The sequence below is a fragment of the Streptomyces griseoviridis genome (assembly GCF_005222485.1).
GTDB lineage: Bacteria > Actinomycetota > Actinomycetes > Streptomycetales > Streptomycetaceae > Streptomyces > Streptomyces hintoniae.
On sequence record NZ_CP029078.1, the window covers coordinates 6,278,167 to 6,304,721 of the forward strand.

Sequence of the window (26,555 nt, forward strand, 5' to 3'; positions counted from 1 at the left end):
TTTCGCCGGGGCTCTCGCATGCCGGGGGGCCCGTTGTCCACAGGGCGCGCGGGGCATTCCGTCGGATCTGCGACACTGGGACGACCATGCCCAAGCCCGGAGAACTCACATTCGTCGCCCCGCGCGCCGCCAAGAAGCCGCCGCGGCATCTCGCCGACCTCACGCCCGCCGAGCGCAAGGACGCCGTGGCCGAGATCGGGGAGAAGCCGTTCCGCGCCAAGCAGCTCTCGCAGCACTACTTTGCGCGCTACGCCCACGACCCGGCCGAGTGGACGGACATCCCGGCCGGCTCCCGCGAGAGACTGCGCGAGGCGCTGCTGCCCGAGCTGATGACCGTCGTGCGGCATCTGTCGACCGACGAGGGCGCCACCCGCAAGACCCTGTGGCGCCTCTTCGACGGGACGCTCGTCGAGTCGGTGCTGATGCGCTACCCGGACCGGGTCACCATGTGCATCAGCTCGCAGGCCGGCTGCGGGATGAACTGCCCGTTCTGTGCGACGGGGCAGGCCGGTCTCGACCGGAACCTGTCGACCGGCGAGATCGTGCACCAGATCGTCGACGGCATGCGGGCGCTGCGTGACGGCGAGGTGCCGGGCGGGCCCGCGCGGCTCTCCAACATCGTCTTCATGGGCATGGGCGAGCCGCTCGCCAACTACAAGCGGGTCGTCGGCTCGATCCGCGCCCTCACCGACCCCGCCCCCGACGGCCTCGGCCTCTCGCAGCGCGGCATCACCGTGTCGACGGTCGGTCTGGTCCCGGCCATCAACCGGTTCGCCGACGAGGGCTTCAGGTGCCGGCTCGCGATCTCCCTGCACGCCCCCGACGACGAGCTGCGCGACACCCTCGTCCCGGTGAACACCCGCTGGAAGGTGCGCGAGGTCCTGGACGCCGGGTTCGAGTACGTCGAGCGCTCCGGGCGGCGCCTCTCCATCGAGTACGCGCTGATCCGGGACATCAACGACCAGGCGTGGCGCGGTGACCGGCTCGGGCGGCTCCTGCGGGGCAAGCCCGTGCACGTCAACCTGATCCCGCTGAACCCCACGCCGGGCTCGAAGTGGACCGCCTCGCGGCCCGAGGACGAGAAGGCGTTCGTGGAGGCCATCGCCGCCCACGGGGTGCCGGTGACCGTCCGGGACACCCGCGGGCAGGAGATCGACGGTGCCTGTGGTCAGCTCGCCGCCACCGAGCGGTAACCTGGGCCCGTAATCCAGCCATCTCACATCTTCATATTCCGACAGGGGAGCGCCACAGCGCTGAGAGTGCGGCAACCGGGCCGCAGACCCTCTGAACCTCGCCCAGGTCATTCTGGGTAGGAAGTTCGGACACTACTCATGCTGTTGCGCCCTGCCCGGGAGCCGTCCGCGGTTTCCCGGGCAGGGCCGCGTCTCTTCCTGGTCACCCCCAGGAGGAATCCAGTGCAGACCAAGAAGCTCACGGCACTCGCCGTCGGCATCGGCCTCGTCACGCTCTCCGCGTGCGGCGGCTCGGGCGGCGGCGCCGCGGCCGACAGCAAGACCGTCACCCTCGTCAGCCACGACTCGTGGGCCGTCTCCAAGAAGGTCGTCGCGGACTTCGAGAAGCGGTCCGGCTACACGCTCAAGGTCCTCGAGGACGGCGACGCGGGCCAGGCCGTCAACAAGGCGATCCTCACCAAGGACAACCCGCAGGGCGACGTCTTCTTCGGCGTCGACAACACCCTGCTCTCCCGGGCCCTCGACAACGGCCTCTTCCAGCCGTACACGGCGAAGGGCGCCGACACGGTCGAGGCGCGCTACCGCGCCGACCAGGACAAGCACCGCGTCACCCCCATCGACTCGGGCGACATCTGCGTCAACTACGACAAGGCGTACTTCAGCGCCCACAAGCTGACCCCGCCGACCTCCTTCGACGACCTGACCAAGCCCGCCTACAAGAACCTCCTCGTCACCGAGAACGCCGCCACCTCCTCGCCCGGCCTCGGCTTCCTGCTCGGCACCGCCGCCCGCTACGGCGACGGCGGCTGGCCCGCCTACTGGAAGAAGCTGAAGGCCAACGGCGTCAAGGTCGTCGACGGCTGGGAGCAGGCCTACAACGAGGAGTTCTCCGGGTCGGCCGGCGGCAGGAAGGCCAAGGGCGACCGCCCGCTCGTCGTCTCGTACGCCTCCTCGCCGCCCGCCGAGGTCGTCTACGCCGACCCGCGGCCGGCCACCGCGCCCACCGGCGTCGCCACCGGCACCTGCTTCCGCCAGACCGAGTACGCGGGCCTGCTCAGCAACGCCCGCAACACCGCGGGCGGCAAGGCGCTGATCGACTTCCTGATCGGCAAGGAGTTCCAGCAGGACATGCCGCTCAATATGTTCGTCTACCCGGTGGTCGAGGGCGCGAAGGTGCCCGCCGTCTTCACCGAGTACGGTCCGCAGGCCGGCGACCCGCAGACGCTGGCCCCCGACCGGATCGCCGCACACCGCGACCAGTGGGTCAAGACGTGGACGTCACTCGTACTGAAGTAGCCGGCGCCCCGGCCGGCCCCCGCGGCCGGAAGGGGAACGCGGCGCGGCTCGGTCTGATGGCCCTGCCCGTCGCGTTCTTCGGGGTGTTCTTCGCCTACCCGGTCGCGGCGATCGTCGCGCGCGGACTGCGGGTCGACGGGGTCTGGCGGCTCGGGCGGATCGCGGACGTCCTCGGGCAGTCGGGCATCCGGCACGTCCTGTGGTTCACCACCTGGCAGGCGCTCGCCTCCACCGCCCTCACCCTGCTGGTCGCGCTGCCCGGCGCCTACGTCCTGGCCCGCTACGACTTCCCCGGCCGGCACCTGGTGCGGGCCGTGGTGACGGTCCCGTTCGTGCTGCCGACGGTCGTCGTCGGCACGGCGTTCCTGGCGCTCGTCGGCCGCGGCGGACTCCTCGACGAGCTGTGGGGCGTCCGCCTCGACACCACCGTCTGGGCGATCCTGCTGGCGCACGTCTTCTTCAACTACGCCGTCGTCGTCCGGACCGTGGGCGGGCTGTGGGCGCAGCTCGACCCGCGGCAGGAGGAGGCGGCCCGGATGCTGGGCGCCTCGCCGTTCGCGGCCTGGCGCAAGGTGACGCTGCCCGCGCTCGGACCCGCGCTGGCCGCCGCCACCCTGATGGTGTTCCTGTTCACCTTCACCTCCTTCGGCGTCGTCCAGATCCTCGGCGGTCCCACCTTCTCCACCCTGGAGGTGGAGATCTACCGGCAGACCTCCGAGATCTTCGACCTGTCGACGGCCGCCGTCCTCACCCTCGTCCAGTTCGCCGCCGTCGGCGCGATCCTCGCCGTGCACGCCTGGACGGTACGGCGCCGGGAGAGCGCGCTGCGCCTGGTCGACCCGGCGCTGACCGCCAGGCGGCCGCGCGGCGCCCGCCAGTGGACGCTGCTCGGCGCGGTCCTCGCCACCGTCGCGCTGCTGGTCGTGCTGCCGCTCGCGGTGCTGGTGCGGCGCTCCCTCGACGCACCCGGGCTCGGCTACTACCGGGCGCTGACCCGCGACGACGGCGGGACCTTCCTGGTGCCGCCGATCCAGGCGGTCGGCAACTCCCTCCAGTACGCCCTCGCCGCCACCGCCATCGCCGTGTTGATCGGCGCGCTGGCCGCCGCCGCGCTGGCCCGCAGGGACGCGGGACGGCTGGTGCGCGGCTTCGACGCGCTGCTGATGCTGCCGCTCGGGGTGTCCGCGGTGACCGTCGGCTTCGGGTTCCTGATCGCCCTCGACGAGCCGCCGCTCGACCTGCGGTCCTCCTGGATCCTGGTGCCGCTCGCGCAGGCCCTGGTGGGTGTCCCCTTCGTGGTGCGGACCATGCTGCCCGTGCTGCGCGCGGTGGACGGCAGGCTCAGGGAGGCCGCCGCGGTCCTCGGGGCGTCGCCGTGGCGGGTCTGGCGCGAGGTCGATCTGCCGCTGGTGCGGCGGGCGTTGCTGGTCGCGGCCGGCTTCGCGTTCGCGGTCTCGCTCGGTGAGTTCGGGGCGACGGTGTTCATCGCCCGGCCCGACAACCCGACGCTGCCGGTCGCCGTGGCCCGGCTGCTGGGCCGCCCCGGCGATCTCAACTACGGCCAGGCGATGGCCCTTTCGACGATTCTCATGGTGGTGTGCGCGGTGGCCCTGCTGGTTCTGGAACGGCTGCGCACCGACCGGAGCGGGGAGTTCTGATGCTGCTCAGCCTCGACGACGCGACCGTCAGGTTCGGCGGCCGGGCGGTGCTCGACACCGTCGGCCTCGAGGTCGCCGAGCACGAGACCGTCTGCGTGCTGGGCCCCAGCGGCAGCGGGAAGTCGACCCTGCTGCGGGCGGTCGCGGGGCTGCAACCCCTGTCGGACGGACGGGTGTTCCTCGACGGACGTGACCAGTCGGGGGTGCCCGCGCACCGGCGCGGGGTCGGCCTCATGTTTCAGGACCACCAGCTGTTCCCGCAGCGGGACGTGGGCGGCAACGTCGCCTTCGGACTGCGGATGCGCGGCGCGGGCAAGGGCGAACAGGAGCGCCGGGTGGGGGAGTTGCTCGACCTGGTCGGGCTGCCTGGCGCCGCCCGCCGGGCCGTCGCCGCGCTGTCGGGCGGTGAGCAGCAGCGGGTGGCGCTCGCGCGGGCGCTCGCGCCGTCGCCCCGGCTGCTGATGCTGGACGAGCCGCTCGGCCAGCTCGACCGCTCGCTGCGGGAGCGGCTCGTCGTCGAACTGCGGGAGCTGTTCGGCCGGTTGGGCACCACCGTGCTCGCCGTCACGCACGACCAGGGCGAGGCGTTCGCGCTCGCCGACCGGGTGGTGGTGATGCGGGACGGACGCATCGCCCAGTCCGGCAGCCCGCTGGAGGTCTGGCAGCACCCGGCGGACGCGTTCGTGGCCCGCTTCCTCGGCTTCGAGAACGTGGTGGAGGCCACCGTCGCGGGCACCGCGGCCGTCACCCCCTGGGGCAAGCTCGCGGTCCCCGAGGGCGCCCCCCAGGGCCCCCGCACCCTGCTGGTGCGCCCGGCCGGCGTCCGGCTCGTCCCGGCCGACGAGGGCCTGCGCTGCACGGTCACCGCCCGCACCTTCCGCGGCACCCATGTCGCCGTCCATCTCCAGCCGCGGGACGCGCCGCGCCTGGAGGCGGCCTGCCCGCTGCGCCTCGCGCCGGGGACGGGGGACGCGGTCGGGGTGGAGTTCGACCCGGCGGAGATCCTGGTCCTGGACTGACCGGCGTCCCGGGCCGCCACGGGCGCCGTACGTCCTCGCGCGGGCCGGACACACGTGCGGCCCGCCCCTGGACGGGACGGGCCGCACGCGCACGCTACGAGGGGTCAGCTACCGCTGTTGGCCCCACGGCGACGCATGCCGAAGAACACGGCACCGCCACCGATGACGACCAGCGCGGCGGCCAGACCGGCGATGAGGCCGGTGTTGGAGTTCGCACCGGTCTCGGCGAGGTTGGAGTCACCGACCGCGGGGGACGGCGCGTTGCTCGCCGTGCCCGCCGGGGCGGTGGTGCTCTCCGACGGCGACTTCGACGGAGCCGGGGACTCCGTCTCCTCGGCCGGCGGGGTCGCCGACTCGGAGGGCGACGGGGTCTCCGACGGTGCCGGGGTCTCGTCCTTCTTGCAGGCCTCGGACGGGGTGGTCAGGTTCGGCTTGATGTCCTCGTCGACCAGGTTCCCGGCCTTGACGTGGATGCGGTACTCGGCGTTCGGCTTCCAGTCCTCGGTGAACGTCACCGTGGTGCCCTGGCGGGAACCCTTGATCTCCTGCGCTTCGCCGACCTGGTGGGCGTCGGCGCCGTTGTTCTCCAGGAAGACCGTGATGACGGCCGCCTGACCCGAAGCGTCCTTGTCGGTGACGACGATCTGACCCTTTTCGCCGACACAGCTGGCTTCGGCCGAGAATTCGCGGATGTTGCAGGCCAGCGCTGTGTTGGTGACACCCAGAGCGAGCGCCACGGTAGCGGAGGCAACACCCAGAACGCGCACGGTACGGCGTGCGCTGCGGCGAGTTATGGACACGTTTGTCCTTTACATGCAGAACTGCGGGGGGCTGAGGGGGAGATGAGGCGATCGCGTGACCGACCTTCACCGTCCCCAGGAGTCTCACAGGTCTATAAGCGTTCGATAAGGAGTGTCAACGCATATGCGGGTTCGGGCCGTTGGCTTTGCCTGGTTATTAACGACGGGGACGTTTCAGGGCCTCCGGAGTCTCCTCGATCCGGTCACCGCGTGCGATACGGGACGCCGTCGGCCGTTCCCGGGCGAGAGGCGGCAAGAGGGGCCGCCGGGACGGCCGTCGGGGCCGATGCGCCGGACGAACGGCTTTCGGCCACCGCGGGCGGCGTCATGGTGACGGACCGTCAGTCTTCGACGGCCGTCGGGTCCATCCAGGTGATCTCCCAGGTGTGGCCGTCGAGGTCGTCGAAGCCGCGGCCGTACATGAAGCCGTGGTCCTGGACCCGGCCGGTGTCCGTGCCGCCCGCCTCGATCGCCCGGCCGACCAACTCGTCGACCTTCTCCCGGCTTTCGGCGCTCAGGCAGACCAGCACCTCGCTGGTCTTCGCCGCGTCCGCTATCTCCTTGTCGGTGAAGGTCGCGTAGAACGGCTTGGTGAGCAGCATCGCCACGATCGTGTCACTGATCACGACCGAGGCCGCGTTCTCGTCGCTGAACCGGGCGTTGATCGAGTAGCCCAGCGCCGTGAAGAACCTCTTCGAGGCGTCGAGGTCGTTCACGGCCAGGTTCACGAAGATCATCTGCTGGTACATCGAAGGTCTCCCTCGGTCAACTCTGTCGTGCTGTCGGGAGGGAAGACCAGGGCCCGCGCCGAAACTCATCGGCGCGGGCCCCTTCGATTCCGGCGGGTGCGCGGGCACCCGGCGGGTCAGCGGGTCAGCGGCATCGCCGCCAACTGCGCGACGGCCAGCGTCAGCGGGCCGAACAGGGCCAGCAGGGCACCGGCCCTGACGGCCGCCGCGCTGCGCAGCGTGGCGGCCGGGGCGCCCAGCCGCACCAGGGCGGCGGTGGTGTCCGCGCGGGACTGCCGGGCCTCGACGGCCGCGGTGAACAGGGTCGCGACCGCGCACCCCCCGACCAGCAGGGTGCCCAGCAGGGTGAGCGGTCCGAAGGCCGGGCCGCTCGGGTCGTACAGGGTGCTCATCGCGTACCCGCCGGAGGCGACCGCGCAGACGACGCCCAGCGGGCGCCCGATCCGGCTCGCCTCGTCCATCAGCACCCGCCCGGCCAGCAGCCGCAGCGCACCCGGGCGGAACGCCTGGAGCAGCCGCCCGCACAGGTGGGTGAGGCCGGGTCCCGCCAGGGCGAGGCCCGTCGCGGTGAGGACCCAGCCGAGGAGCACGGCGGGCGCGCCACCGGCCAGGCCGCCGGGCATCGGGAGCGCGGAGCCGGCGGCGGCCCGGCCCGCGTAGGACTCGACGGCCAGCCCCGCGGCGAGCGTGGCGATCCCCCAGGGCAGACCGGAGGGCGCCGGGCGGGGGGCGGCCGGGAGGTCGGTGAGGCCGACGATGGCCTGAACGGCGTCCGGGCGGGGAGCGTCGGCGGGGTCGGCGGTGGTGGCGGGGCCGGCCTGGTGGTCGGTGCGGGTGGTGCCCGGGGCGCCGTTGGTGTGAACGGTGCCGATGGTGCCGGTGGTGCCGTTGGTGTGACCCGCGCCGGCGGTGCTCGGGGTGCCATCGGTGTGGCCGGTGCCGGTGGTGCCGGTGGTGCCGGTGGTGCCAGTGGTGCCAGTGGTGCCGGTGGTGCTGTTCGTGCCGGTGAGGGCCTTGGTGCTCGCGGTATCTGAGAGGCCGTGAGAGTCCGGGAGGCCGGGGACGCCGTGGTGGCCAGGGGTGCTGGTGAGACCGTGGGAGTCCGCGGTACCGGAGACACCGTGGTGGCCAGGGGCGCTGGTGAGGCCGTGGGTGCCGCTCCCGGCCGTCGGGCCGCCGACGCCGTCCACGACCGCCCGGACGCCGTCCGCCCCGGCCGTCGTCGCTGCCGTCGTCCCCGTCATTGCGGTCGTCGTCGTCATCGCCACCGCCGGCGCCGTCGTCGCGGGTGTGCCGGTGCGGGGGCCTCGGCGACGGGCGCCGAAGCGGCCGTAACTGCCGAAGCTCTCGTGGTGGTCGGCTCTGCCGTAGGCGCCGAACCGGCCGAACGGCCTGGCCTGCGCCGGTGTCCGGGGCTCCCGCGGGCGCAGCGCCAGCGCGACCGTCAGCGACGCGGAGGCGGGGACCAGGACCAGCAGGGTCAGGGCCGCGGGCAGCGGCAGCGGGCGTCCCGCGGCGAGGAACTGGGCGGCCGCGCCGTCGAAGGGCATGCCGTTGAGGTCGCCGCGCAGATGCAGGAAGACCAGCATCGCGAGGAGCGATCCGAGCACGCAGGACAGGGCCGTGGTGACCGCCGAGACGGCCATCAGACCGGCCGGGCCGAGGCCGACCGCGGCGAGTCCCGAGCGGGGCCTCGCGCCCGGGTCGGTGCGGGCCACGGCGACCGCGAGGTAGACGGTCGCGGCCAGCGGCGTCAGACACCAGGCGAGCCGCAGCAGGGCCGCCGTCGAGGCGTCGTCCGGGTGGCCCATCGCGTAGCCCATCGTGCACAGCAGCAGGAAGCCGGTGCCCGCCGAGGCCGCCACCACCATCAGGCGGCGCAGTTGGACGGCCGGGTGGGCGCCGCGGCTCAGACGGAGAGCGAGCACGCCGGGCGACCTTCCGAGTCGGGGACCGGGGGCAGATGGACGGTGGTGACGCGCCGTCCGTCGAGCAGCGGGACCGTGCGGTCGGCGAGCGCCGCCGTCTCCGCGTCGTGGGTGGCCAGCACCACCGTGATGCCGTGCGAGCGGGCCGCCGAGGTGAGCGTGCGCAGCACCCGGGCGCGGTCGGCACGGTGCAGGGGCGCCGTCGGTTCGTCCGCGAAGAGCACGCCCGGGGTGGGGGCGAGCGCGCGGGCGATGCAGACGCGCTGGCGTTCGGCGTGGGTCAGCTCGTGCGGCCGTCTGCGGGCCCGGTCGGCGAGGTCGAGGCGGTCGAGCCACTCCATGGCGGCCGTCCTGGCGGCGGCGCGGCCGGTGCCGCGCAGCATCAGGGGGAGGGCGGCGTTCTCCCAGACGGTCAGCTCGGGGACGAGCGAGGGCGCCGGGTCGATCCAGCCGAAGCGGTCGCGGCGCAGCCGTTCCCTGGCGATGCGGCCCATGGTGTGCAGCGGGACGCCGGTGAACCAGACCTCGCCGCGCTGGGCGGTCGTCAGTCCGGCGAGGCAGCGCAGCAGCGTCGTCTTGCCGCTGCCCCGGGGGCCGACGACGGCCAGGATCTCGCCCTCCTCGACGCCGAGCGAGACGCCGCCGAGCGCGGGCGAACCGTCCTTGTGCCGGAAGTACAGGGCGCGTGCCCAGAGCACGTCGCTGTCGGGCGGGGCCACCATGGGCGTACACCTCGGTTCGGATCAGAGACGCCGTGCGCGGTTCGCGGGCTCCCCCGAGCGGGGGAACGAAGTCGACGAAGGCAGGGCCGATCGGTCACTGGCACGCTAGGCAGCGTCGGCCGGGAGGCCGGACAGCACACGGCCCCGGGCGCCCGTTTCTCACTCGAACGGGCGGCACCGGGGCCAGTGTTGATCAGCTGATCGGAGGAGTGCGGGTCAGAGCTTCGTCCACGCCTCCGTGAGCGTCGCGCGCAGGATCTGCTCGATCTCGTCGAAGGTCTCCTGGCGGGAGATCAGCGGCGGGGCGAGCTGGATGACCGGGTCGCCCCTGTCATCCGCACGGCAGTACAGGCCGTTGTCGAACAGCGCCTTGGAGAGGAAGCCGTACAGGACGCGCTCCGTCTCCTCGTCGTCGAACGACTCCTTGGTGTGCTTGTCCTTGACCAGTTCGATGCCGTAGAAGAAGCCGTTGCCGCGGACGTCGCCGACGATCGGCAGGTCGTTCAGCTTCTCCAGGGTGGCCCGGAAGGCGCCCTCGTTGTCCAGCACGTGCTGGTTGAGGCCCTCGCGCTCGAACAGGTCGAGGTTGGCGAGGCCGACCGCCGCGGAGACCGGGTGGCCGCCGAAGGTGTAGCCGTGCAGGAAGGTGTTGTCGCCCTTGTAGAACGGCTCGGCGAGCCGGTCGGAGATGATGCAGGCGCCGATCGGGGAGTAGCCCGAGGTCATGCCCTTGGCGCAGGTGATCATGTCCGGGACGTAGTCGAACTTGTCGCAGGCGAACATCGTGCCGAGGCGGCCGAAGGCGCAGATGACCTCGTCCGACACGAGCAGCACGTCGTACTGGTCGCAGATCTCGCGCACCCGCTGGAAGTAGCCGGGCGGCGGCGGGAAGCAGCCGCCGGCGTTCTGCACGGGTTCGAGGAAGACCGCGGCGACCGTCTCGGGACCCTCGAAGAGGATCTGCTGCTCGATCTGGTCGGCGGCCCAGCGGCCGAACGCCTCCGGGTCGTCGCCGAACAGCGGGGCGCGGTAGATGTTGGTGTTGGGCACCTTGTGCGCGCCCGGCACCAGCGGCTCGAACGGGGCCTTGAGGGCCGGCAGGCCGGTGATGGACAGGGCGCCCTGCGGGGTGCCGTGGTAGGCGACCGCGCGCGAGATGACCTTGTACTTGGTCGGCTTGCCGGTCAGCTTGAAGTACTGCTTGGCGAGCTTCCAGGCCGTCTCGACGGCCTCGCCGCCGCCGGTGGTGAAGAAGACCTTGTTCAGGTCGCCCGGCGCGTGGTGGGCGAGGCGCTCGGCCAGCTCCACGGCCTTGGGGTGCGCGTACGACCAGACCGGGAAGAAGGCCAGCTCCTGGGCCTGCTTGAACGCGGTCTCGGCCAGCTCGGTGCGGCCGTGCCCCGCCTGGACCACGAACAGGCCCGCGAGACCGTCGAGGTAGCGCCTGCCCTTGTCGTCGTAGATGTAGGTGCCCTCGCCGCGCACGATCGTCGGCACGGGGGCGTTCTCGTACGAGGACATGCGGGTGAAGTGCATCCACAGGTGGTCGTACGCGGTCTTGCTGAGGTCCTTCTGGCTCACGGTTATCGGGTTCCCCACATGTAGGTCTGCTTCTTGAGCTTCAGGTAGACGAAACTCTCGGTGGAGCGCACGCCGGGCAGTGTCCGGATGCGTTTGTTGATGACGTCCAGCAGGTGGTCGTCGTCCTCGCAGACGATCTCGGCGAGGAGGTCGAACGAGCCCGCGGTCATCACCACGTACTCGACATCCGACATGGCGGTCAGCGCGTCGGCGATCTTCTCGACATCACCCTCGACGTTGACACCGACCATCGCCTGCCGGCGGAAGCCCACGGTGAGCGGGTCCGTGACCGCGACGATCTGCATCACGCCCTGGTCGAGCAGCTTCTGGACGCGCTGGCGGACGGCCGCCTCGGAGAGCCCGACGGCCTTGCCGATCGCGGCGTACGGTCTGCGGCCGTCCTCCTGGAGCTGCTCGATGATGGCGAGGGAGACGGCATCCAGGTGCGGGGTGCCGTTCCTGGACTCCCTGGAGTCCCTCGGTTCTGCGCTTCGACTGACCACTCCCTCACTGTGCACGACGTCTCGACGGTTCCGCAAGGGCAGAGCGATGAAATCCGTTGTCTATGTGACCGTGACCTACGGATTTCGCAGCGTTGGCGCGATCAGGGGTGTTGAAAACGTGGGCCGACCGCTTACGGTAGTCGTCCATTCCACCGCTTCACCGACAGGAGGCCGGCAGTGAGCACCGAGCTGCGTCGTCTGCGCAATCACATCGACGGTGAGTTCCGCGACGCCGCCGACGGACGGACCACCGAGGTGGTCAACCCCGCGACGGGCGAGGCGTACGCGACCGCGCCGCTGTCCGGCGCCGCCGACGTGGACGCCGCGATGGCCGCCGCCGCGGCGGCCTTCCCCGGCTGGCGGGACACCACACCGGCCGAACGGCAGCGGGCCCTGCTGAAGATCGCGGACGCGTTCGAGGAGCGGGCCGAGGAACTGATCGCGGCGGAGGTGGAGAACACCGGCAAGCCGATCGGGCTGACCAGGTCCGAGGAGATCCCGCCGATGGTCGACCAGATCCGCTTCTTCGCGGGCGCGGCCCGGATGCTGGAGGGGCGCTCGGCCGGCGAGTACATGGACGGGATGACGTCGATCGTCCGCCGTGAGCCGGTCGGGGTCTGCGCGCAGGTCGCGCCCTGGAACTACCCGATGATGATGGCTGTCTGGAAGTTCGCGCCGGCCATCGCGGCCGGCAACACGGTCGTCCTGAAGCCGTCGGACACCACCCCGGCGTCCACCGTCCTGATGGCCGAGATCATCGGCGGGATCCTGCCGAAGGGCGTCTTCAACGTCGTCACCGGCGACCGCGACACCGGCCGCCGCATGGTCGAGCACCCGACCCCGGCGATGGCCTCCATCACCGGCTCGGTACGGGCCGGCATGTCGGTCGCCGAGTCCGCGTCCCGCGACCTCAAGCGGGTCCACCTGGAACTGGGCGGCAAGGCGCCGGTCGTCGTCTTCGCCGACACCGACCTCGCCAAGGCCGTCGAGGACATCTCGGTCGCGGGCTTCTTCAACGCGGGCCAGGACTGTACGGCGGCCACCCGGGTCCTCGTCCAGGAGTCGATCCACGACGAGTTCGTGGCCGCGCTCGCCAAGGCGGCGGCCGAGACGAAGACCGGGCAGCCCGACGACGAGGACGTCCTGTACGGCCCGCTCAACAACCCGAACCAGCTCGAACAGGTCTCCGGTTTCGTGGCGCGGCTGCCCGCGCACGCCAAGGTGGAGGCGGGCGGCCACCGGGTCGGCGAGAGGGGCTACTTCTACGCGCCGACCGTGGTGTCCGGGCTGAAGCAGGACGACGAGATCATCCAGAACGAGGTGTTCGGACCCGTCATCACCGTCCAGTCCTTCACCGACGAGGACCAGGCCGTGGAGTGGGCCAACGGCGTCGACTACGCGCTGGCCTCCTCGGTGTGGACCAAGGACCACGGCCGCGCCATGCGGATGTCCAAGCGGCTCGACTTCGGCTGCGTGTGGATCAACACCCACATCCCGCTGGTCGCCGAGATGCCGCACGGCGGCTTCAAGAAGTCCGGCTACGGCAAGGACCTGTCCGGGTACGGGTTCGAGGACTACACGCGGATCAAGCACGTGATGACGTCGCTGGACGCGTGAGCCGAGGAGACGGAGAGGGCGGCTCCGCAGTCTTGGACGGTCCCTGACAGCTCCGGGCGGCCCCCGACGACGGCCCCGGACGGCGAGAGCCGTCCGGGGCCGTCGCGCGTCGGCGTCGGGGCCGTCGCCGTCACCGGCGCGTGGGACGGCCTTGACCCTGGCGCTGGACAAGGTGTCCTGCCTGCGGGATCGCGCTCGACGCAGCGTCGATTGTCCGGCCGGGCGGGGGAGTTGCATGCTGCCGCAATGGCCCTGACACCGAAGACCCGCCCGCCCTCCCGCCGGACCCTGCTGCGCGCGCTGGGCGGGGGTGCGGTGCTCGGCGGGCTCGCCGGATGCGGGGTGCCGGCCGCGTACGTGGCGCCCGGCGACCGCGCGGTGGCCGACGTCTCGGAGCGGGACAGGCGGCTGCGGTTCGCCAACTGGCCGCTGTACATCGACACCGACGACAACGACGCGACGAAGCGGCCGACGCTGGACGCGTTCGAGAAGCGGACCGGGATCGCCGTCGACTACGTCGAGGAGATCAACGACAACGACGAGTTCTTCGGCAAGATCAGCCCCGCGCTGATGAACCACCAGCAGACCGGCCGGGACCTCATCGTCATCAGCGACTGGATGTGCGCGCGGTTCGTGCGGCTCGGCTGGGTCCAGCGGATGGACCGGTCCCGGCAGCCGAACCTCGCCAAGTCCCTCGACCCGCTGCTGAGTTCACCCGCCTTCGACCCGGGCCGCCGCTTCACCGTGCCCTGGCAGTCGGGCATCACCGGCATCGCCTACGACCGCCGCAGGGTGGGCCGGGAGATCCGCCGGGTCTCCGACCTGTGGGCCAAGGACCTCAAGGGCCGGGTGACCCTGCTCTCCGGGCTCGACGAGGCGTTCGCGCTGCTGATGCAGGGCAACGGCGTCGACATCAGGAAGTGGCGGGCGGACGACTTCCACCAGGTCTGCGACCAGGTCCAGAAGCATGTCGCCGAGGGCCAGATCCGCCGCTTCACCGGCAACGACTACACGAAGGACCTGGTCAGCGGGGATGTCCTGGCCTGCCAGGCGTACTCGGGCGACGTGATCCAGCTCCAGGCCGACAACCCCGACATCCGCTTCGTCGTCCCGGAGGAGGGCGCGGAGCTGTGGTCGGACTCCCTGATGATCCCGAACCGCGCCCGCCACAAGGGGAACGCGGAGCGGCTGATCGACTACTACTACGAGCCGGAGGTAGCGGCGGAGCTGGCGGCCTGGGTCAACTACGTCTGCCCGGTCCCCGCCGCCCGGGACGTCCTGGCCGCGTCCAAGGACAAGGAAACCGCCGAACTCGCGGAGAACCCCCTGATCTTCCCGGACGGCGGGATGCGCGAGCGGCTGGTGATCGCGCGGGACATCGCGGCACAGGAGCGGGTGGAGTTCGCGAAGCGGTGGAACCGGATCGTGGGCCTGTGACCGGCGGTGCCCGCGTTCGGACGGCGGCCGGTCAGACCTGGTTCTCGCCGCCGTCCACGTACAGGTTGGCGCCGAGGACGAAGCTGCTCTCGTCCGAGGCGAGGAACGCCACCACCGCGGCGATCTCCTCCGGCCGGCCCATCCGGCCCGCCGCGATGGCGGACCCGAGGTTCTTCCTGGCGTCGGCCGCGTTCTCCTCGCCGAAGACGGACGTGATGCCGGGGGTGTCCACCGGGCCGGGTGAGATCGCGTTGACCCGGATGCCGCGGCCGACGAGTTCGTTGGCCCAGGTCCGCGCGTAGGAGCGGACGGCGGCCTTGGACGCCGCGTACGTGCCGAACGCCCGGGTGCCGTGGTCGGCGGCGGTGGAGGCGTTGAGGATCACCGAGGCGCCGTCGTTGAGCAGCGGCAGGGCCTTGCGCACGGTGAGGACCGTGCCGCGCACATTGACCCCGAACGTCTGGTCGAAGTGCTCCTCGGTGCCCTCCTCCAGGGTGGCGAACTCGGCGTAGGCCGCGTTGGCGAACACCACGTCCAGGCCCCGGCCCCGGGCGCGGACCGCGTCGTACAGCCGGTCCAGATCGGCCGGGTTCGAGACGTCGCCGGGTACCGCGGTGGCCCGGTCGGGGCCGATCTCGGCGACGGCCGCCTCCAGTTCGGCCGCGCGCCTGCCGGTGACGAAGACGTGCGCGCCCTCGGCCGCCAGCCGGACGGCGCTCGCCAGACCTATCCCGGTGCCGCCGCCCGTGACGACGGCGGTCCTGCCCGCCAGCCGCCCTGTGCCGGTGCCGCCCGCTGTGTCCATGCCCATGGCCATGCCCTCCCTGAGTTCGGTACCGATCGGTACTGAATGCTGTCAGGGGTGACCGTAACACCTTCCGAACCGATCGGTACAGAAAGAGTAGGATGGCGTCATGGAGATCCACCGCAAGGCGCCGGCCGGCCGGCCGAGAGGGTTCGACGCCGACGAGGCGCTCGAACGCGCCGTGCACGTCTTCTGGGAGCAGGGCTACGAGGGCGCCAGCCTCACCGACCTCACCAGCGCCATGGGCATCACCCGCACCAGCATGTACGCGGCCTTCGGCAACAAGGAGGAGCTGTTCCGCAAGGCCCTGGAGCGCTACTCCGAAGGCCCCGCCGCCTACCTCGGCCGGGCGCTGCGGGAACCGACCGCCCGCCAGGTGGCCGCCGCCTTCCTCGACGGCTGCGTGCGGGCCACCACCCGGCCTGGCTGCCCCGCCGGATGCCTGGGTGTCCAGGGCTCCCTGGCCGCGGGCGAGCCCGGACGCAACGCCCGCGACGCCCTCGTCGCCTGGCGCAACGAGGGCGTCGTGCAGCTCCACGAGCGGTTCGCACGCGCCCTGGACGAGGGCGACCTGCCGCCCGGCGCCGACCCGCTGCTGCTCGCCCGCTACCTCATGACCGTCGCGAACGGCGTCGCCGTCCAGGCCGTGGGCGGTGCCGGTTCCGACGAACTGCACCGAGTGACCGACCTGGCTCTGCGAAACTGGCCGCCCACCTGACGACGGCCCCCGGAGCAGCCCGTGACCGCAGACCGACCCCCGTCGTTCGAGCAGCGGTTGCGGACCGTCGTCGCCTCCGAGCGGGCGCCGGCGCGGCTGCGGGCCTACTTCGCCGCCCGGTCCGAGAGCGGCGTGATCCCCTACACGGGGAGCCGCTTCGAGCACCTCGGAGGCGGCGGCGACCGGCCCCAGGTCATGAACACGGTCACCGCCGAGGACCTGCTCGCGGTGCAGACCCTGTCGGTGACCATCCCCTCGCAGGTCGCCCTCGACCTCCTCGAAGGCGACCTCGGGCGCCGGATCTCCGCACTGCTGAGCCGGATTCCCCACGATCTCGACATGGTCGACGCCGACGCCGCCGACCTGGAGCCCGGGTCCCCGGCCGATGACGCCTGGCGTCTGCTGCTCAAGCAGGACGGGATCGGATGGGTCAAGGCCGGCAAGCTGCTCGCGCGCAAGCGTCCTCGGCTGCTCCCCGTCTACGACGAGGTCGTCAAGTGCCTCGTCGGCCGGCCGAAGTCCTACTGGCTCGGGCTGCACGGCGCGCTCCGCGCCGACGACCGCGCGCTCCACCGCGAGCTGCTGGAGCTGCGGGCTTCCGCCGGGCTTTCGGAGACCGTCAGCGCGCTGCGCGTCTGTGACGTCGTCCTCTGGACGCACCACCGTGACGACCACCGGAGGCGTGGCTGCGCCGGGGGATGACACCCCGGCCGCTCACGTCGCCGTCTCCGCGAGGCGGGCCGCCCGGGTGCGGGGGCCGAAGACCGCGAGGACCACGGCGCCGGTCAGCCAGGTGCCCGCGATGAAGTAGAAGACGCTGCGGTAGCCGTGGTTCGTGTAGAGGGACGCCACGATCAGCGGGCCCGCCGCGTTCGAGAGGCGGCCGAGGCCGTAGGAGACGCTGGTGCCCAGGGAGCGGCCCCGGGTGTCGAAGACCTCGGGCGAGTAGGCGTAGCCGAGGGCCGTGTAGCCGCGTTCGAAGAGGTTGACCAGGAAGCCGAAGACGATGATCAGGACCGGGCTGAACGTCAGGCCGTACAGGAGCCCGCACACCGCGATCACCGTGCCGAAGCCGACCAGGCACCACTTGCGTTCGAAGCGGTCGGTGACCAGCGCCGCCAGGTAGGAGCCGAGCGGGGCGCCCACCGTGGTCAGGGCCACGTAGAAGACGGACTTCTCCACGCTGAAGCCCTCCTTCGCCAGCAGCGTCGGCGCCCAGCTCGAATAGCCGAAGAAGCCGATGGTCTGGGTCACCCAGACGACCGTGAGCAGCAGCGTCGGCAGCAGGTACTTGCGCTGGAGGAGCAGCCGCAGCGGTGCCTTGGTGACCGGCGCCTCGGTCACCGGCGGGGCCGGTTCGGGCAGCGGACCCTTCTCCGCCGCCACCTGCGCCTCGATCGCGCGCAGCACCTCGTCGGCCTTCTCGTGGTCGCCCCTGCTCTCGTACCAGCGCGGCGACTCCTTGAGGTGCCGGGTGAACAGGATGAGCAGCAGGCCGAGCGAGCCCCAGAGGTAGACGAGCCGCCACGACCAGTCGCTGAGCGGGACCACCACGCTGGCGATGAGGTTGGTGACCGGGGTGCCGCAGATGCCGATGACGATCGCGTACGCCTGGTACTTGCCGCGGACCGCGGCCGGATACATCTCGTTGATGTAGACGACGCCGACGACCGTCATCGCCGACAGGCCCGCCGACGTCAGCACCCGGAACACGCCGAGGGAGACCAGGTCCCAGGAGAAGACGGAGACGAGGGAGAAGAGGCCGAAGAACATCGTCGTCCGCACCAGGGCCCGTTTGCGGCCCCAGCGGTCGGCGAGGGCGCCGCCGGCCAGCGAGCCGACGAACATGCCGACGAATGACAGGGAGGTGACGTAGGCGACGTGGTCGACCGTCACGCCCCACAGGTCGATCAGCTGGGGCGCGGTGGTGGCGAAGCTGTTGATGTCCGCGAACTCGAAGAAGTACGCGAAGGAGACGGCCAGCAGCATGGTCTTGTGGAAGCCGGAGACCGGGAGCCGGTTCATCCGGTTCATCGCGTTGGCGTTCCGCACGGGCGGCCCTTCGGATCGGAGGGAGGGATGGGGGAGGGGGGAAGGGGGCTCGGGCCCGCCGTCACGGCCAGTACAGGGCCATCGGGTTGGTGACCAGCAGCTTCTGGCGGTGTTCTGGCGTCGGCGTCAGGTGGTCGACGTGGTCCGCGAGCAGGCCGTCGTCGGGCATGTGGTCCGTCAGGTTGGGGTGCGGCCAGTCGGTGCCCCACAGGACGCGGTCGGGGAACTCCGTCACCACCCGGCGGGCGAACGGCACCACGTCGGTGTACGCATGGCGTTCGCCGTCGAGGGCGGGCGGGCCGCTCACGCTGAGGCGTTCGGGGCAGGTCACCTTCACCCAGACGTCGTTGTCGTCGACGAAGCGCAGGAAGCGGCTGAACTCCGGTCCCCCGACCGGCCCGGTGACGTCGGGGCGGCCCATGTGGTCCACCACCAGCGGGGTCGGCAGCGAGGCGAAGAAGTCCTCCAGGTCGGGCAGGTCGGCGCTCTCGAAGTACAGGACGATGTGCCAGCCCAGCCGGGCGATCTTCCTGGCGATCGTCGTCAGGTCCGCCTCGGGCGAGGAATCGACCAGGCGGCGCACGAAGTTGAAGCGGACGCCCCGCACCCCGGCCGCGTCGAGGGCGCGGAGTTCGGTCTCGCCGATGTCGGGGCGGACCGTCGCGATGCCGCGGGCCAGGCCGTCGGAGGCGCGGACCGCGTCGAGCATCGCCGCGTTGTCCGCGCCGTGGCAGGTGGCCTGCACGATGACGTTCCTGGCGATGCCCAAGTGGTCGCGGAGGGCGAAGAGTTCGTCGCGTCCGCCGTCGCAGGGCGTGTACTTGCGCTCCGGTGCGAAGGGGAAACGGGCCTGCGGGCCGAAGACATGGCAGTGGGTGTCCACCGTGCCGGGCGGGAGGGCGCGGCGCGGCGCGGACGGATTCGGGTACCAGTCGAGCCAGCCGGGGGACTTGGGGGACAGCGGGGGCTGCGGGGACAGCGGGGGCAGCGGGGTGGGCATCGCGGACTTCTCCTGCGGGTGCGGGTGCGGGTGCGGGGGTCGGGACCGGGGCCGGGTGCGAGGGTCGGGACCGGGGTCGGGTGCGAGGACCGGGGCCGGGTGCGAAGGCGGGGCCGGGTGAGAGGCGTGAGGGGGCGGGGCGGGGCCGAGCTTGGCGGCTCAGCGGTTCTGGCTCCTCAACAAGGCGTCCAGGCGCGGGTACACGGCACGCGCGTTGTGCTCCTGGACCGCCGCCAGGTCGGCCGCCGACAGCCCGGCCGCCTCGACATAGCGGCGGGTGTCGTCGAAGTGGTGGCCGCTGCACGGGTCGATGTCCCGGACGGCGCCGATCATCTCCGAGGCGAACAGGATGTTGCGCGTCGGCACCACGTCGAACAGCAGGTCGGCGCCCGGCTGGTGGTAGACGCAGGTGTCGAAGTAGACGTTGCCCAGCACGTGTTCCTCCAGTGGCGGCCTGCCGAGCGCCATCGCCAGGCCGCGGAAGCGGCCCCAGTGGTAGGGCACCGCGCCGCCGCCGTGCGGCACGACCAGCCGCAGCGTGGGGAAGTCGGCGAACAGGTCGCCCTGCACGAGCTGCATGAACGCCGTGGTGTCCGCGTTGAGATAGTGCGCGCCCGTGGTGTGGAACGCCGGGTTCACACTGGTGCTGACATGGATCATCGCCGGCACGTCGTACTCGACGAGCTTCTCGTAGACCGGGTACCAGGAGCGGTCCGTGAGCGGCGGCGCGCTCCAGTGGCCGCCCGACGGATCGGGGTTGAGGTTCACCGCCACCGCGCCCAACTCCTCCACCGCGCGCGTCAGTTCGGGGACGCAGGTGGCCGGGTCCACGCCCGGTGACTGTGGCAGCATCGCGGCGGGCGCGAACCGCTCCGGGTACAGCCGGCTGACCCGGTGGCAGAGGTCGTTGCAGAGCGCGGCCCAGGCGGCGGAGGTGGCGAAGTCCCCGACGTGGTGCGCCATGAACGAGGCGCGGGGCGAGAACACCGTGAGATCGATGCCCCGTTCGTCCATCAGCCGCAGCTGGTTCGGCTCGACGCTCTCCCGCAACGCGTCGTCCCCGACGCGCAGTTCGGCGCGGGACGGGGTGAGCGAGGAGTCGGCGAGGGCGGCGATCTGCCGGTCGCGCCAGGCCGCGACGGCGGGCGGCGCGGTCGTGTAGTGACCGTGGCAGTCGATGATCAAGGGGTGCCTCCTCGGGGTGCGGATGCCGTCGACCGCCGCAGCCTCGCGCCGCCCTCGAGGTACCCGCGAGACACCCGGGCACAGAACTAACCGTCCCTTAACATTGCCGCCCCGCTGACCGTCCGTGCGTGCATCGTCGCAGGTGGTAGGCGGTGTGTGTGGTTTACATTCGGAGGCGGGCGGGGGTGCGGCACGGCCCGGGACCGACGGGTCGCGGCGCGGGACGACAGGAGGTCGCGGGGTGCAGATACTGCTGGCCGAGGACGACGACGGCGTCGCCTCGGCGCTGGTGGAGGTCCTCTACGACCACGGGCACGTCACCCGCCGGGTGCGGCACGGCCGGGACGTCCTCACCTACCACCGCAGCTCCGACCTGCTCCTGCTCGACCTCGGCCTGCCCGACATGGACGGCCTCGACGTCCTGCGCGCCCTGCGGGCCGTCAGCGACCTCTCGGTGCTGGTGCTCACCGCGCGCGGCGACGAGCGCTCCGTCGTGCGCGGACTGCACCTCGGCGCCGACGACTACCTGGTCAAACCGGTCAGGCTCGCCGAGCTGCTCGCCCGTATCGACGCCGTCACCCGCCGCAACCGGGGCCGCGGCGGACCCGGGGCGGGCGCGGTGCGCGTCGGCGACGTCGAGATCGACCTCGACGTCCGCCGCGTCGACGTCGGCGGCGCCCGCGTCGAGCTGACCACCAAGGAGTTCGACATCCTCGCCGTCCTCGCCGCCCGCGCGGGCACCGCCGTCAGCCGCGAGCAGCTCCTCGACGCGGTGTGGGGCGACGCCTACCACGCGGTCTCGCGCTCCCTCGACGTCCACCTCACCCAGTTGCGGGCCAAGCTGCGCCGCCCCGAACTCCTCACCACCATCCGGGGTTTCGGCTACCGGCTCGGGGAGTGAACGCGGCGTGCGCACCCGGGTCCAGGCCGTGCTGCTGATGTTCGTCGTGCTTGCGGTGGCCGCCTTCGCCGTCCCGCTGCTGCTGTTCACCGCCTCCGACCGCACCCAGGAGTGGGCCCTCGCCCGCAGCTCCGACCTCGACCGCTTCGCGTCCCTCGCCGACCAGGCGGCGGCCACCGGCGACACCTCAGCGCTGACCGCCGAGGCCCGCCGCTACACCCAGCTCTACGGCGAGGGGCTCGTCGTCACCGACACCCGGCGCCGGCCCCTCGTCGAGACCGGCGGCGTACGGGCCGGCGAACCCGCCGTCGCCCGCCTCCTCGACGCCGCCCTGCGCAACCAGACCGCGCACCCCTCGGGCGCGCTGCGCCCCTGGTCGCACGGGCAACGGGGGTTCGCCGAACCGGCCGGATCGGGGACGAGGGTCTCGGGCGCCGTCGTGCTGCGGGCCTCGGTCGGCACCGCCGCGCACGACATCGCCCGCCGCTGGGCCGCTGTCCTCGCCGGGACCGCCCTGGTCGCGGTGGCCTGCACGGTCCTCGCGCGCGCGGCGACCGGCTGGGTGGTCAGCCCGCTGCGCCGCCTCGACCGTGCCGTCGGACAGCTCGCCGCGGGGCTGCCGCCGGAGCAGACCCGGGCCGGCGGGCCGCCCGAACTGCGCCAGCTCGCCACCGGGTTCAACCGGATGGCCGGCACGGTCACGGCGGCGCTCGAACAGCAGCGGCGGCTCGTCGCCGACACCTCGCACCAGATGCGCAACCCGATGGCCGCGCTGCGGCTGCGGGTCGATGCCCTCGACCCGCATCTGCCCGCCTCGGCCGGCCGCACGTACACCGCCGTCACCACCGAACTCGACCGCCTCGAGACCCTCCTCGACGATCTGCTGGCGCTGGCCGCGGCCGAACACCGGGCCGGTGAACTGGCCGTGACCGACGGGCCCGACGTGCGGTGCGAGGTCGCGGCGGTGGTGGCCAGGGAGTGCGGGCGGTGGGAGCCGGTCGCGCGGCGGGCGGGAGTGCGGCTCACGGCGGACGACGCGCCCCCGCCGGTCGTGGCCCTCTGCACGGACGGCGAACTGGCCCAGGTCGCCGACATCCTGCTGGACAACGCGATCAAGTACGCGGGCCGCGGCGCCACCGTCACCCTCGACTGCGGCACGGACGGCGGGTGGGCGGTCCTCACCGTCACGGACGACGGACCGGGCCTGAGCCCGGCCGAACTCGCCCTGGCCACCACGCGGTTCTGGCGCTCGGACGCCAACTTCGCGACGGGCGCGATGGACGAGAGGGACGCGACGGGCGCGACGACCGCGTCGGACGCGATGGGCATGACGGGCGCGTCGGGCGCGGCGGACAGGACGGGCGCGATGAACAGGACGAACACGACGAAGGGCACGGGGTTGGGTCTGGCCATCGCGGAACAGCTCCTCGTGGCCCGCGGCGGCCGACTGGAACTGACCCTCGCCCACCCGAACGGCCTGCGGGCACGGGCGCTGCTGCCACGGGGGAGAGGGGGCACGCGATGAGGCGGGACGGCCGGGGGAGACCTCGTGACCCGGGGGACGCGGGCGGCCGGTGCGACGACGCGCAGGGCTCGCCCGACCCGCACGCCTCGCCCGATCCGCATCACCTGGAAGACGCGGGTGGCCGCTGCGACCCGCACACCCCACGGGACCCCCATGTCCCGCCGGACCCGCACACGCCACCGGACTCGCACGTCCCGCCGGGCCCGCACGTCCCGCCGGGCCCGCACACGCCACCGGACCTACACGTCCCGCCGGGCCCGCACACGCCACCGGACCCACACGTCCCGCCGGACTCCCACACCCCGCCGGACTCCCACACCCCACCGGACCCGCACACCCCGCCGGACCCCCACGTCCCGCCGGACACCCACGCCCCACCGGACCCGCACACCCCGCCGGACCCCCACGTCCCGCCGGACACCCACGCCCCACCGGACCCGCACGCCCCACCCCCCATCCCCCGCCCCGCCCCTCCCCGGCGGGTCGCCCTCCGTGCCGGGCTCGGGGTCGTCCTCGGAGGGATGGTGGGCGGCGTCGTGGCCGGGGACGCGTCGCGGCAGGACCCCGGGCCGAGCGGGGAGCTGCGGATCGCGACCGGGGAACCCACCGCGTTCTACGCCGCGTTCGGACGGCTGCTCGCCGCCGAGATCGAGGCCGCCCACCCCCGGCTGACCTGCCGGGTCCGCACCACGCCCGGCAGCCTCACCAACATCGAGCTGCTGCGCGACCGGCGTGCCGACCTCGCCCTCGTCCTCACCGACACCGCGCGGTCCGTCAAGGTCGCGGGGCCGCTGCCCGAGGCGGTGCCGCTGCGGGCCATCGGCCGGGTCTACGAGACGTACCTCCAGTTCGCCGTGCGGGCCGACTCGCCGGTGCGCACGGTGGCCGACCTCGCCGGGCACACCGTCTCGCTCGGCGCCACCGGATCGGGCGCCGCCGAACTCGGGGAGCGGCTGCTGCACGCGGCCGGGCTCTCCCTCGGTGACGTCCCCGTCCGCCACCTCCCGCTGGAGACGGCCGCCGACGCCATGCGGACCGGCGCGATCGAGGGGCTCCTCGTGGCGGGCGGTGTCCCGCTGCCCACCCTCTCCGACCTCGACGACCGTCCCGGGCTGCGGTTCCTGCCGCTGGGCGGGCTGCTGGCCAGGCTCGGTGGCGCGGACGGGCGGGCCGGAGCCGGACTCGAAGAGGTGTCGCTGCCGCAGGGCGCGTACCGGGCGGCGGCGGGCGTCGCCACCATCGGCGTCTCCAACCTGCTGGTCTGCCGTCCCGACCTGGACCGCAGGGTGGCCGAGACGCTCACCCGGCTGCTGGTGCTGCGCGCGGGCGCCCTGGTGCCTGGCAACGCGGTCGGCACCCAGTTCCTCGACGTCCGCAGCCTCATCGGCACCGGCGGGATCGCCCTGCACCCGGGCGCGGTGACCGCGTACCGGGCGCTGCACGGCTGACCTCCACCGGCCCACGAACCCGGCCGCCGACCCGCCAAACGCGACTTTGCCATCTCTTTACAACCTGTGCCCCGCCTGTCTCGTCTCTCCGCTCGATTCCTTCCCGCCAACGAGAGAGAGCCACTTCATGCGTCGAACCTTCCTCGGTGCCGCGGCAGTCGGCTGCGCCGCCGTCCTGCTGAGCACCGTCCCCGCGTTCGCCGACGGGACCACCCCGTCGACCCGCCCCTCCCAGGCGGCGTCGCCGGTCCCGACCGCCGCGCCGGGCGACCGCGCCTCCGAGGCGTCGCCGGTCGCGAGCGCCGCGCCGACCCGCGCGGCGAGCGCCGCCCCCGCGCCCGCCCGTGACCAGGTCTCCGTGGTGCCGGCCGGTGCGCCGAACACCGGTGTCACGGGCACCGCGTCGGACTCCGGCAGCCCGGCCGCCGCGATCGGCGGGGCCGCCGCCACCGCGCTGCTGGCCGGCGCCGCCGGTGTCTTCGTCGTACGGCGCCGGCGGGCGACCGGGGCATGAGTCCGTTCTCCAGGCGCGCGTTCCTCGGCGCGGCCGCGGTGTCGCTGGTCGCGGGCTGCGGACCGGGCGACGGCACCGGCGTCCGCACGGAGGGACCGGGCAGCGCGAACGCCACGGGCAAGGGCGCGGGTGCCGGTTCCCTCGGCGCGCCGTCCACGCCCGCCGAGTCACCGCGCCCGCTGCCGCGGTCGGTGCCGGTACGGCTGCTGATCCCGGCCATCCACGTCGACACGCCGCTGCTGCGGCTCGGTCTCGCCGCCGACGGCACCGTCCAGGTGCCGCCGGTCACCGCGCACGACCGGGCCGGCTGGTACCGGCACTCACCGACCCCGGGTCAGACCGGACCGTCGGTGATCCTCGGCCATGTCACCGTCGGCTCCTACGGCGACGGAGTCTTCCGTCACCTCTCCGAGCTGCGCAAGGGCGACCTGATCGAGGCGCGTCTGGAGAAGGGCGGCCCGGCCCGTTTCGCGGTCACCGCCGTCCGCACGGTCGCCAAGTCCGCCTTCCCCTCCGACGAGGTGTACGGCGACGTCGACCGGCCGGAGCTGCGGCTCATCACCTGCGGCGGCGCCCGCAGCGGTGACGGCTACGCCGACAACGTGATCGTCTTCGCCGCGTCGGCAGCCGACCGAACCTGATCCGCGTGCACAGGATGCCGGGCCGCGGAACGTACGCCGTCGGCCCGGCATCCTTCCCCACGTGCCCCCACGACCATGGAGAGCGTTGAAACGGTCCCGTGACAGGGCTGCGTCCGAGCTGTTCGCCGCCCTCTACCCACGCCTGGCCGGCTGGTGCCGACGGCTCGTCGACGACGACGAGACGGCCCACGAGATCGCCTCGGAGGCGTTCACCCGGCTCTGGGCCCGCTGGACGTCCGTGGACGAACCCCGAGGATTCCTCTACGTCACCGCGGCCAACCTGGTCCGGGACCACTGGCGCAAACTGGAGCGCGAGCGGCGGGCGATGCGCCGGGCCACCACGGAGGCCGCCGTCCGCCCGCACCCCGAGCAGGCCGACCCCTCGGTCCGGTTGCTCGTGCAGTCGCTCCCGGAGCGACTGCGGGTCCCGATCCTGCTGCACTACTACGCTGACATGCCGATCCGGGAGGTGTCCGCGCTGACCGGGCGGAAGGAAGGAACCGTCAAGGCCGACCTCCACGCGGCCAGAGAACTGCTCCGCGTCCATCTGAGGAGAAGCCTTGACCACACCCCCTGAGGACAGCGTGGGACCCGACCCGCAGGACCCGCAGGATCCCCTGACCGTCATCCTGCGGCCCCCGGACGAGTTCCTCGGCCCGCCGGCCGGCCGCTACCGGGAGATCCGCCGCACCGCCGGCCGCCGCAAGGCGCTGCGCGCCGTCACCGCCGCCGGGGTGACCTGCGCCGTCGCCGTCCTCGTCGCGCTGCCGCTGCGCCTGTCGGCGCCCGCGGCCCCCGGTACCCCCGCGGTCCCGATGGCGCCGCCGCCGGCGGGACGGCCCTCGACGGCGCCGCCGTCCCCGCGGTCCCCGGTGTCCCCCGTGCCCGAACGGCGCGGCGACCCCGCCGACACCACGAGCAGGCCGGTCCCCTCGCCGCCGACCAGGCGCTCGGCGTCCCGGCCCCGGCAGACGACGCCGGCCACCTCCGCGTCGGAGGCGCCGACCCCTACATCGCCGTCGGGCGCGTCCGTCGCGCCGACCGAGAGTTCCCGAGCCACGGCGGTTCCGTCAACGGACGACCCCCGCGACCCGCGGGCCACGCGCCGCTCGTAACGCCCACCGCCGGGCGCGGGCGGCAGGCCCCGGAACCCGCCCGCGGGTCACCGGCCGCGCGAAAAGGTGTCGCCGTCGGTCAGCACCCTTCCGCGCGGGACGCCGGCGAGTCGGCCGGCCACCTCGACCGGGCGGGACCGCTGGAGGC

At 72.8% G+C, this 26,555-nt stretch carries 25 protein-coding genes; 15 read left to right on the plus strand and 10 right to left on the minus strand.

Going from position 1 to position 26,555, the window contains the following annotated elements:
• Positions 1-86: 86 nt before the first annotated feature.
• The 4 genes from rlmN (at position 87) to DDJ31_RS27325 (ending at position 5,166) form a co-directional block, all read left to right on the plus strand.
• Positions 87-1,193 (plus strand): 23S rRNA (adenine(2503)-C(2))-methyltransferase RlmN, encoded by a 1,107-nt coding sequence (rlmN, locus tag DDJ31_RS27310; protein WP_127177732.1) that lies wholly within the window; start codon positions 87-89, stop codon positions 1,191-1,193.
• 222 nt (positions 1,194-1,415) lie between these two features.
• On the plus strand, positions 1,416-2,489 hold the full coding sequence (locus DDJ31_RS27315) for a thiamine ABC transporter substrate-binding protein (protein WP_240678067.1): 1,074 nt from the start codon (positions 1,416-1,418) through the stop codon (positions 2,487-2,489).
• Positions 2,490-2,545: 56 nt separating this feature from the next.
• Complete coding sequence (locus DDJ31_RS27320) at positions 2,546-4,147, plus strand: ABC transporter permease (RefSeq protein WP_127177730.1); 1,602 nt, start codon at positions 2,546-2,548, stop codon at positions 4,145-4,147.
• Entirely contained in the window at positions 4,147-5,166 is a 1,020-nt protein-coding gene (locus DDJ31_RS27325; RefSeq protein ID WP_127177729.1) for an ABC transporter ATP-binding protein, read from the plus strand. Before DDJ31_RS27320 ends, DDJ31_RS27325 begins: the two co-directional genes overlap by 1 nt.
• 104 nt (positions 5,167-5,270) lie before the next feature.
• Here DDJ31_RS27325 and DDJ31_RS27330 read toward each other — a convergent pair whose 3' ends face one another.
• The 6 genes from DDJ31_RS27330 to DDJ31_RS27360 form a co-directional block, all read right to left on the minus strand.
• Positions 5,271-5,966 (minus strand): LAETG motif-containing sortase-dependent surface protein, encoded by a 696-nt coding sequence (locus DDJ31_RS27330; protein WP_127177728.1) that lies wholly within the window; start codon positions 5,964-5,966, stop codon positions 5,271-5,273.
• Positions 5,967-6,307: 341 nt separating this feature from the next.
• Positions 6,308-6,715 (minus strand): VOC family protein, encoded by a 408-nt coding sequence (locus tag DDJ31_RS27335; RefSeq protein WP_127177727.1) that lies wholly within the window; start codon positions 6,713-6,715, stop codon positions 6,308-6,310.
• Positions 6,716-6,831: 116 nt separating this feature from the next.
• Positions 6,832-8,643 carry a hypothetical protein gene (locus tag DDJ31_RS39330; protein ID WP_240678066.1) on the minus strand — a complete coding sequence of 604 codons (1,812 nt, stop codon included), beginning with the start codon at positions 8,641-8,643 and terminating at the stop codon, positions 6,832-6,834.
• Complete coding sequence (locus DDJ31_RS27350; protein ID WP_127177726.1) at positions 8,625-9,365, minus strand: ABC transporter ATP-binding protein; 741 nt, start codon at positions 9,363-9,365, stop codon at positions 8,625-8,627. Before DDJ31_RS27350 ends, DDJ31_RS39330 begins: the two co-directional genes overlap by 19 nt.
• 216 nt (positions 9,366-9,581) lie before the next feature.
• Positions 9,582-10,946: an aspartate aminotransferase family protein gene (locus tag DDJ31_RS27355; RefSeq protein ID WP_127177725.1), complete on the minus strand. Its 1,365-nt coding sequence runs from the start codon at positions 10,944-10,946 to the stop codon at positions 9,582-9,584.
• 2 nt (positions 10,947-10,948) lie between these two features.
• On the minus strand, positions 10,949-11,464 hold the full coding sequence (locus DDJ31_RS27360; protein WP_127177724.1) for an Lrp/AsnC family transcriptional regulator: 516 nt from the start codon (positions 11,462-11,464) through the stop codon (positions 10,949-10,951).
• 162 nt (positions 11,465-11,626) lie between these two features.
• On the opposite strand from DDJ31_RS27360, the gene DDJ31_RS27365 reads away from it, so the two are divergent.
• Together DDJ31_RS27365 and DDJ31_RS27370 are read left to right on the plus strand one after the other, a co-directional pair.
• On the plus strand, positions 11,627-13,066 hold the full coding sequence (locus tag DDJ31_RS27365) for a gamma-aminobutyraldehyde dehydrogenase (protein ID WP_127177723.1): 1,440 nt from the start codon (positions 11,627-11,629) through the stop codon (positions 13,064-13,066).
• A 246-nt stretch (positions 13,067-13,312) separates the two neighbouring features.
• Positions 13,313-14,503 carry a polyamine ABC transporter substrate-binding protein gene (locus tag DDJ31_RS27370; RefSeq protein WP_127177722.1) on the plus strand — a complete coding sequence of 397 codons (1,191 nt, stop codon included), beginning with the start codon at positions 13,313-13,315 and terminating at the stop codon, positions 14,501-14,503.
• 31 nt (positions 14,504-14,534) lie between these two features.
• Here DDJ31_RS27370 and DDJ31_RS27375 read toward each other — a convergent pair whose 3' ends face one another.
• Positions 14,535-15,314: an SDR family NAD(P)-dependent oxidoreductase gene (locus tag DDJ31_RS27375; protein WP_240678065.1), complete on the minus strand. Its 780-nt coding sequence runs from the start codon at positions 15,312-15,314 to the stop codon at positions 14,535-14,537.
• A 103-nt stretch (positions 15,315-15,417) separates the two neighbouring features.
• On the opposite strand from DDJ31_RS27375, the gene DDJ31_RS27380 reads away from it, so the two are divergent.
• Complete coding sequence (locus DDJ31_RS27380) at positions 15,418-16,026, plus strand: TetR/AcrR family transcriptional regulator (RefSeq protein WP_127177721.1); 609 nt, start codon at positions 15,418-15,420, stop codon at positions 16,024-16,026.
• 21 nt (positions 16,027-16,047) lie between these two features.
• The gene (locus DDJ31_RS27385) at positions 16,048-16,728 is read left to right on the plus strand and encodes a DUF6308 family protein (RefSeq protein ID WP_127177720.1); all 681 of its coding nucleotides are present in this window, start codon (positions 16,048-16,050) and stop codon (positions 16,726-16,728) included.
• A 12-nt stretch (positions 16,729-16,740) separates the two neighbouring features.
• Here DDJ31_RS27385 and DDJ31_RS27390 read toward each other — a convergent pair whose 3' ends face one another.
• The 3 genes from DDJ31_RS27390 to DDJ31_RS27400 form a co-directional block, all read right to left on the minus strand.
• Complete coding sequence (locus DDJ31_RS27390) at positions 16,741-18,078, minus strand: MFS transporter (RefSeq protein ID WP_127177719.1); 1,338 nt, start codon at positions 18,076-18,078, stop codon at positions 16,741-16,743.
• Between the two features lie 61 nt (positions 18,079-18,139).
• On the minus strand, positions 18,140-19,078 hold the full coding sequence (locus tag DDJ31_RS27395; RefSeq protein WP_127177718.1) for an amidohydrolase family protein: 939 nt from the start codon (positions 19,076-19,078) through the stop codon (positions 18,140-18,142).
• Positions 19,079-19,237: 159 nt separating this feature from the next.
• Complete coding sequence (locus tag DDJ31_RS27400; RefSeq protein WP_127177717.1) at positions 19,238-20,263, minus strand: amidohydrolase family protein; 1,026 nt, start codon at positions 20,261-20,263, stop codon at positions 19,238-19,240.
• 241 nt (positions 20,264-20,504) lie between these two features.
• Between DDJ31_RS27400 and DDJ31_RS27405 the strand changes: the two genes are divergently transcribed.
• From DDJ31_RS27405 to DDJ31_RS27435, 7 genes are all read left to right on the plus strand, one after another.
• Complete coding sequence (locus DDJ31_RS27405; RefSeq protein ID WP_127177716.1) at positions 20,505-21,164, plus strand: response regulator transcription factor; 660 nt, start codon at positions 20,505-20,507, stop codon at positions 21,162-21,164.
• A 7-nt stretch (positions 21,165-21,171) separates the two neighbouring features.
• On the plus strand, positions 21,172-22,689 hold the full coding sequence (locus DDJ31_RS27410) for a sensor histidine kinase (RefSeq protein WP_127177715.1): 1,518 nt from the start codon (positions 21,172-21,174) through the stop codon (positions 22,687-22,689).
• A gap of 521 nt (positions 22,690-23,210) precedes the next feature.
• Positions 23,211-24,137, plus strand: coding sequence for a TAXI family TRAP transporter solute-binding subunit (locus tag DDJ31_RS27415; protein WP_127177714.1), 927 nt, complete (start codon positions 23,211-23,213; stop codon positions 24,135-24,137).
• Positions 24,138-24,264: 127 nt separating this feature from the next.
• Entirely contained in the window at positions 24,265-24,651 is a 387-nt protein-coding gene (locus DDJ31_RS27420; protein WP_127177713.1) for a Tat pathway signal sequence domain protein, read from the plus strand.
• On the plus strand, positions 24,648-25,292 hold the full coding sequence (locus tag DDJ31_RS27425) for a class F sortase (protein WP_127177712.1): 645 nt from the start codon (positions 24,648-24,650) through the stop codon (positions 25,290-25,292). The genes DDJ31_RS27420 and DDJ31_RS27425 overlap by 4 nt, the downstream gene beginning before the upstream one ends.
• Before the next feature lie 85 nt (positions 25,293-25,377).
• Positions 25,378-25,869 carry an RNA polymerase sigma factor gene (locus DDJ31_RS27430; protein WP_127177711.1) on the plus strand — a complete coding sequence of 164 codons (492 nt, stop codon included), beginning with the start codon at positions 25,378-25,380 and terminating at the stop codon, positions 25,867-25,869.
• On the plus strand, positions 25,853-26,407 hold the full coding sequence (locus tag DDJ31_RS27435; RefSeq protein ID WP_127177710.1) for a hypothetical protein: 555 nt from the start codon (positions 25,853-25,855) through the stop codon (positions 26,405-26,407). The genes DDJ31_RS27430 and DDJ31_RS27435 overlap by 17 nt, the downstream gene beginning before the upstream one ends.
• Positions 26,408-26,555: the final 148 nt, after the last annotated feature.

What these genes read in the sequence shown, in the direction of transcription:
- DDJ31_RS27425 (WP_127177712.1), top strand. Translation starts at nt 24,648, where the DNA reads ATGAGTCCGTTCTCCAGGCGCGCGTTCCTCGGCGCGGCCGCGGTGTCG.
- DDJ31_RS27370 (WP_127177722.1), top strand. Translation starts at nt 13,313, where the DNA reads ATGGCCCTGACACCGAAGACCCGCCCGCCCTCCCGCCGGACCCTGCTG.
- DDJ31_RS27350 (WP_127177726.1), bottom strand. Translation starts at nt 9,365, where the DNA reads ATGGTGGCCCCGCCCGACAGCGACGTGCTCTGGGCACGCGCCCTGTAC.
- DDJ31_RS27320 (WP_127177730.1), top strand. Translation starts at nt 2,546, where the DNA reads ATGGCCCTGCCCGTCGCGTTCTTCGGGGTGTTCTTCGCCTACCCGGTC.
- DDJ31_RS27415 (WP_127177714.1), top strand. Translation starts at nt 23,211, where the DNA reads ATGGTGGGCGGCGTCGTGGCCGGGGACGCGTCGCGGCAGGACCCCGGG.
- DDJ31_RS27395 (WP_127177718.1), bottom strand. Translation starts at nt 19,078, where the DNA reads ATGCCCACCCCGCTGCCCCCGCTGTCCCCGCAGCCCCCGCTGTCCCCC.
- DDJ31_RS27335 (WP_127177727.1), bottom strand. Translation starts at nt 6,715, where the DNA reads ATGTACCAGCAGATGATCTTCGTGAACCTGGCCGTGAACGACCTCGAC.
- rlmN (WP_127177732.1), top strand. Translation starts at nt 87, where the DNA reads ATGCCCAAGCCCGGAGAACTCACATTCGTCGCCCCGCGCGCCGCCAAG.
- DDJ31_RS27375 (WP_240678065.1), bottom strand. Translation starts at nt 15,314, where the DNA reads ATGGGCATGGACACAGCGGGCGGCACCGGCACAGGGCGGCTGGCGGGC.
- DDJ31_RS27325 (WP_127177729.1), top strand. Translation starts at nt 4,147, where the DNA reads ATGCTGCTCAGCCTCGACGACGCGACCGTCAGGTTCGGCGGCCGGGCG.
- DDJ31_RS27380 (WP_127177721.1), top strand. Translation starts at nt 15,418, where the DNA reads ATGGAGATCCACCGCAAGGCGCCGGCCGGCCGGCCGAGAGGGTTCGAC.
- DDJ31_RS27420 (WP_127177713.1), top strand. Translation starts at nt 24,265, where the DNA reads ATGCGTCGAACCTTCCTCGGTGCCGCGGCAGTCGGCTGCGCCGCCGTC.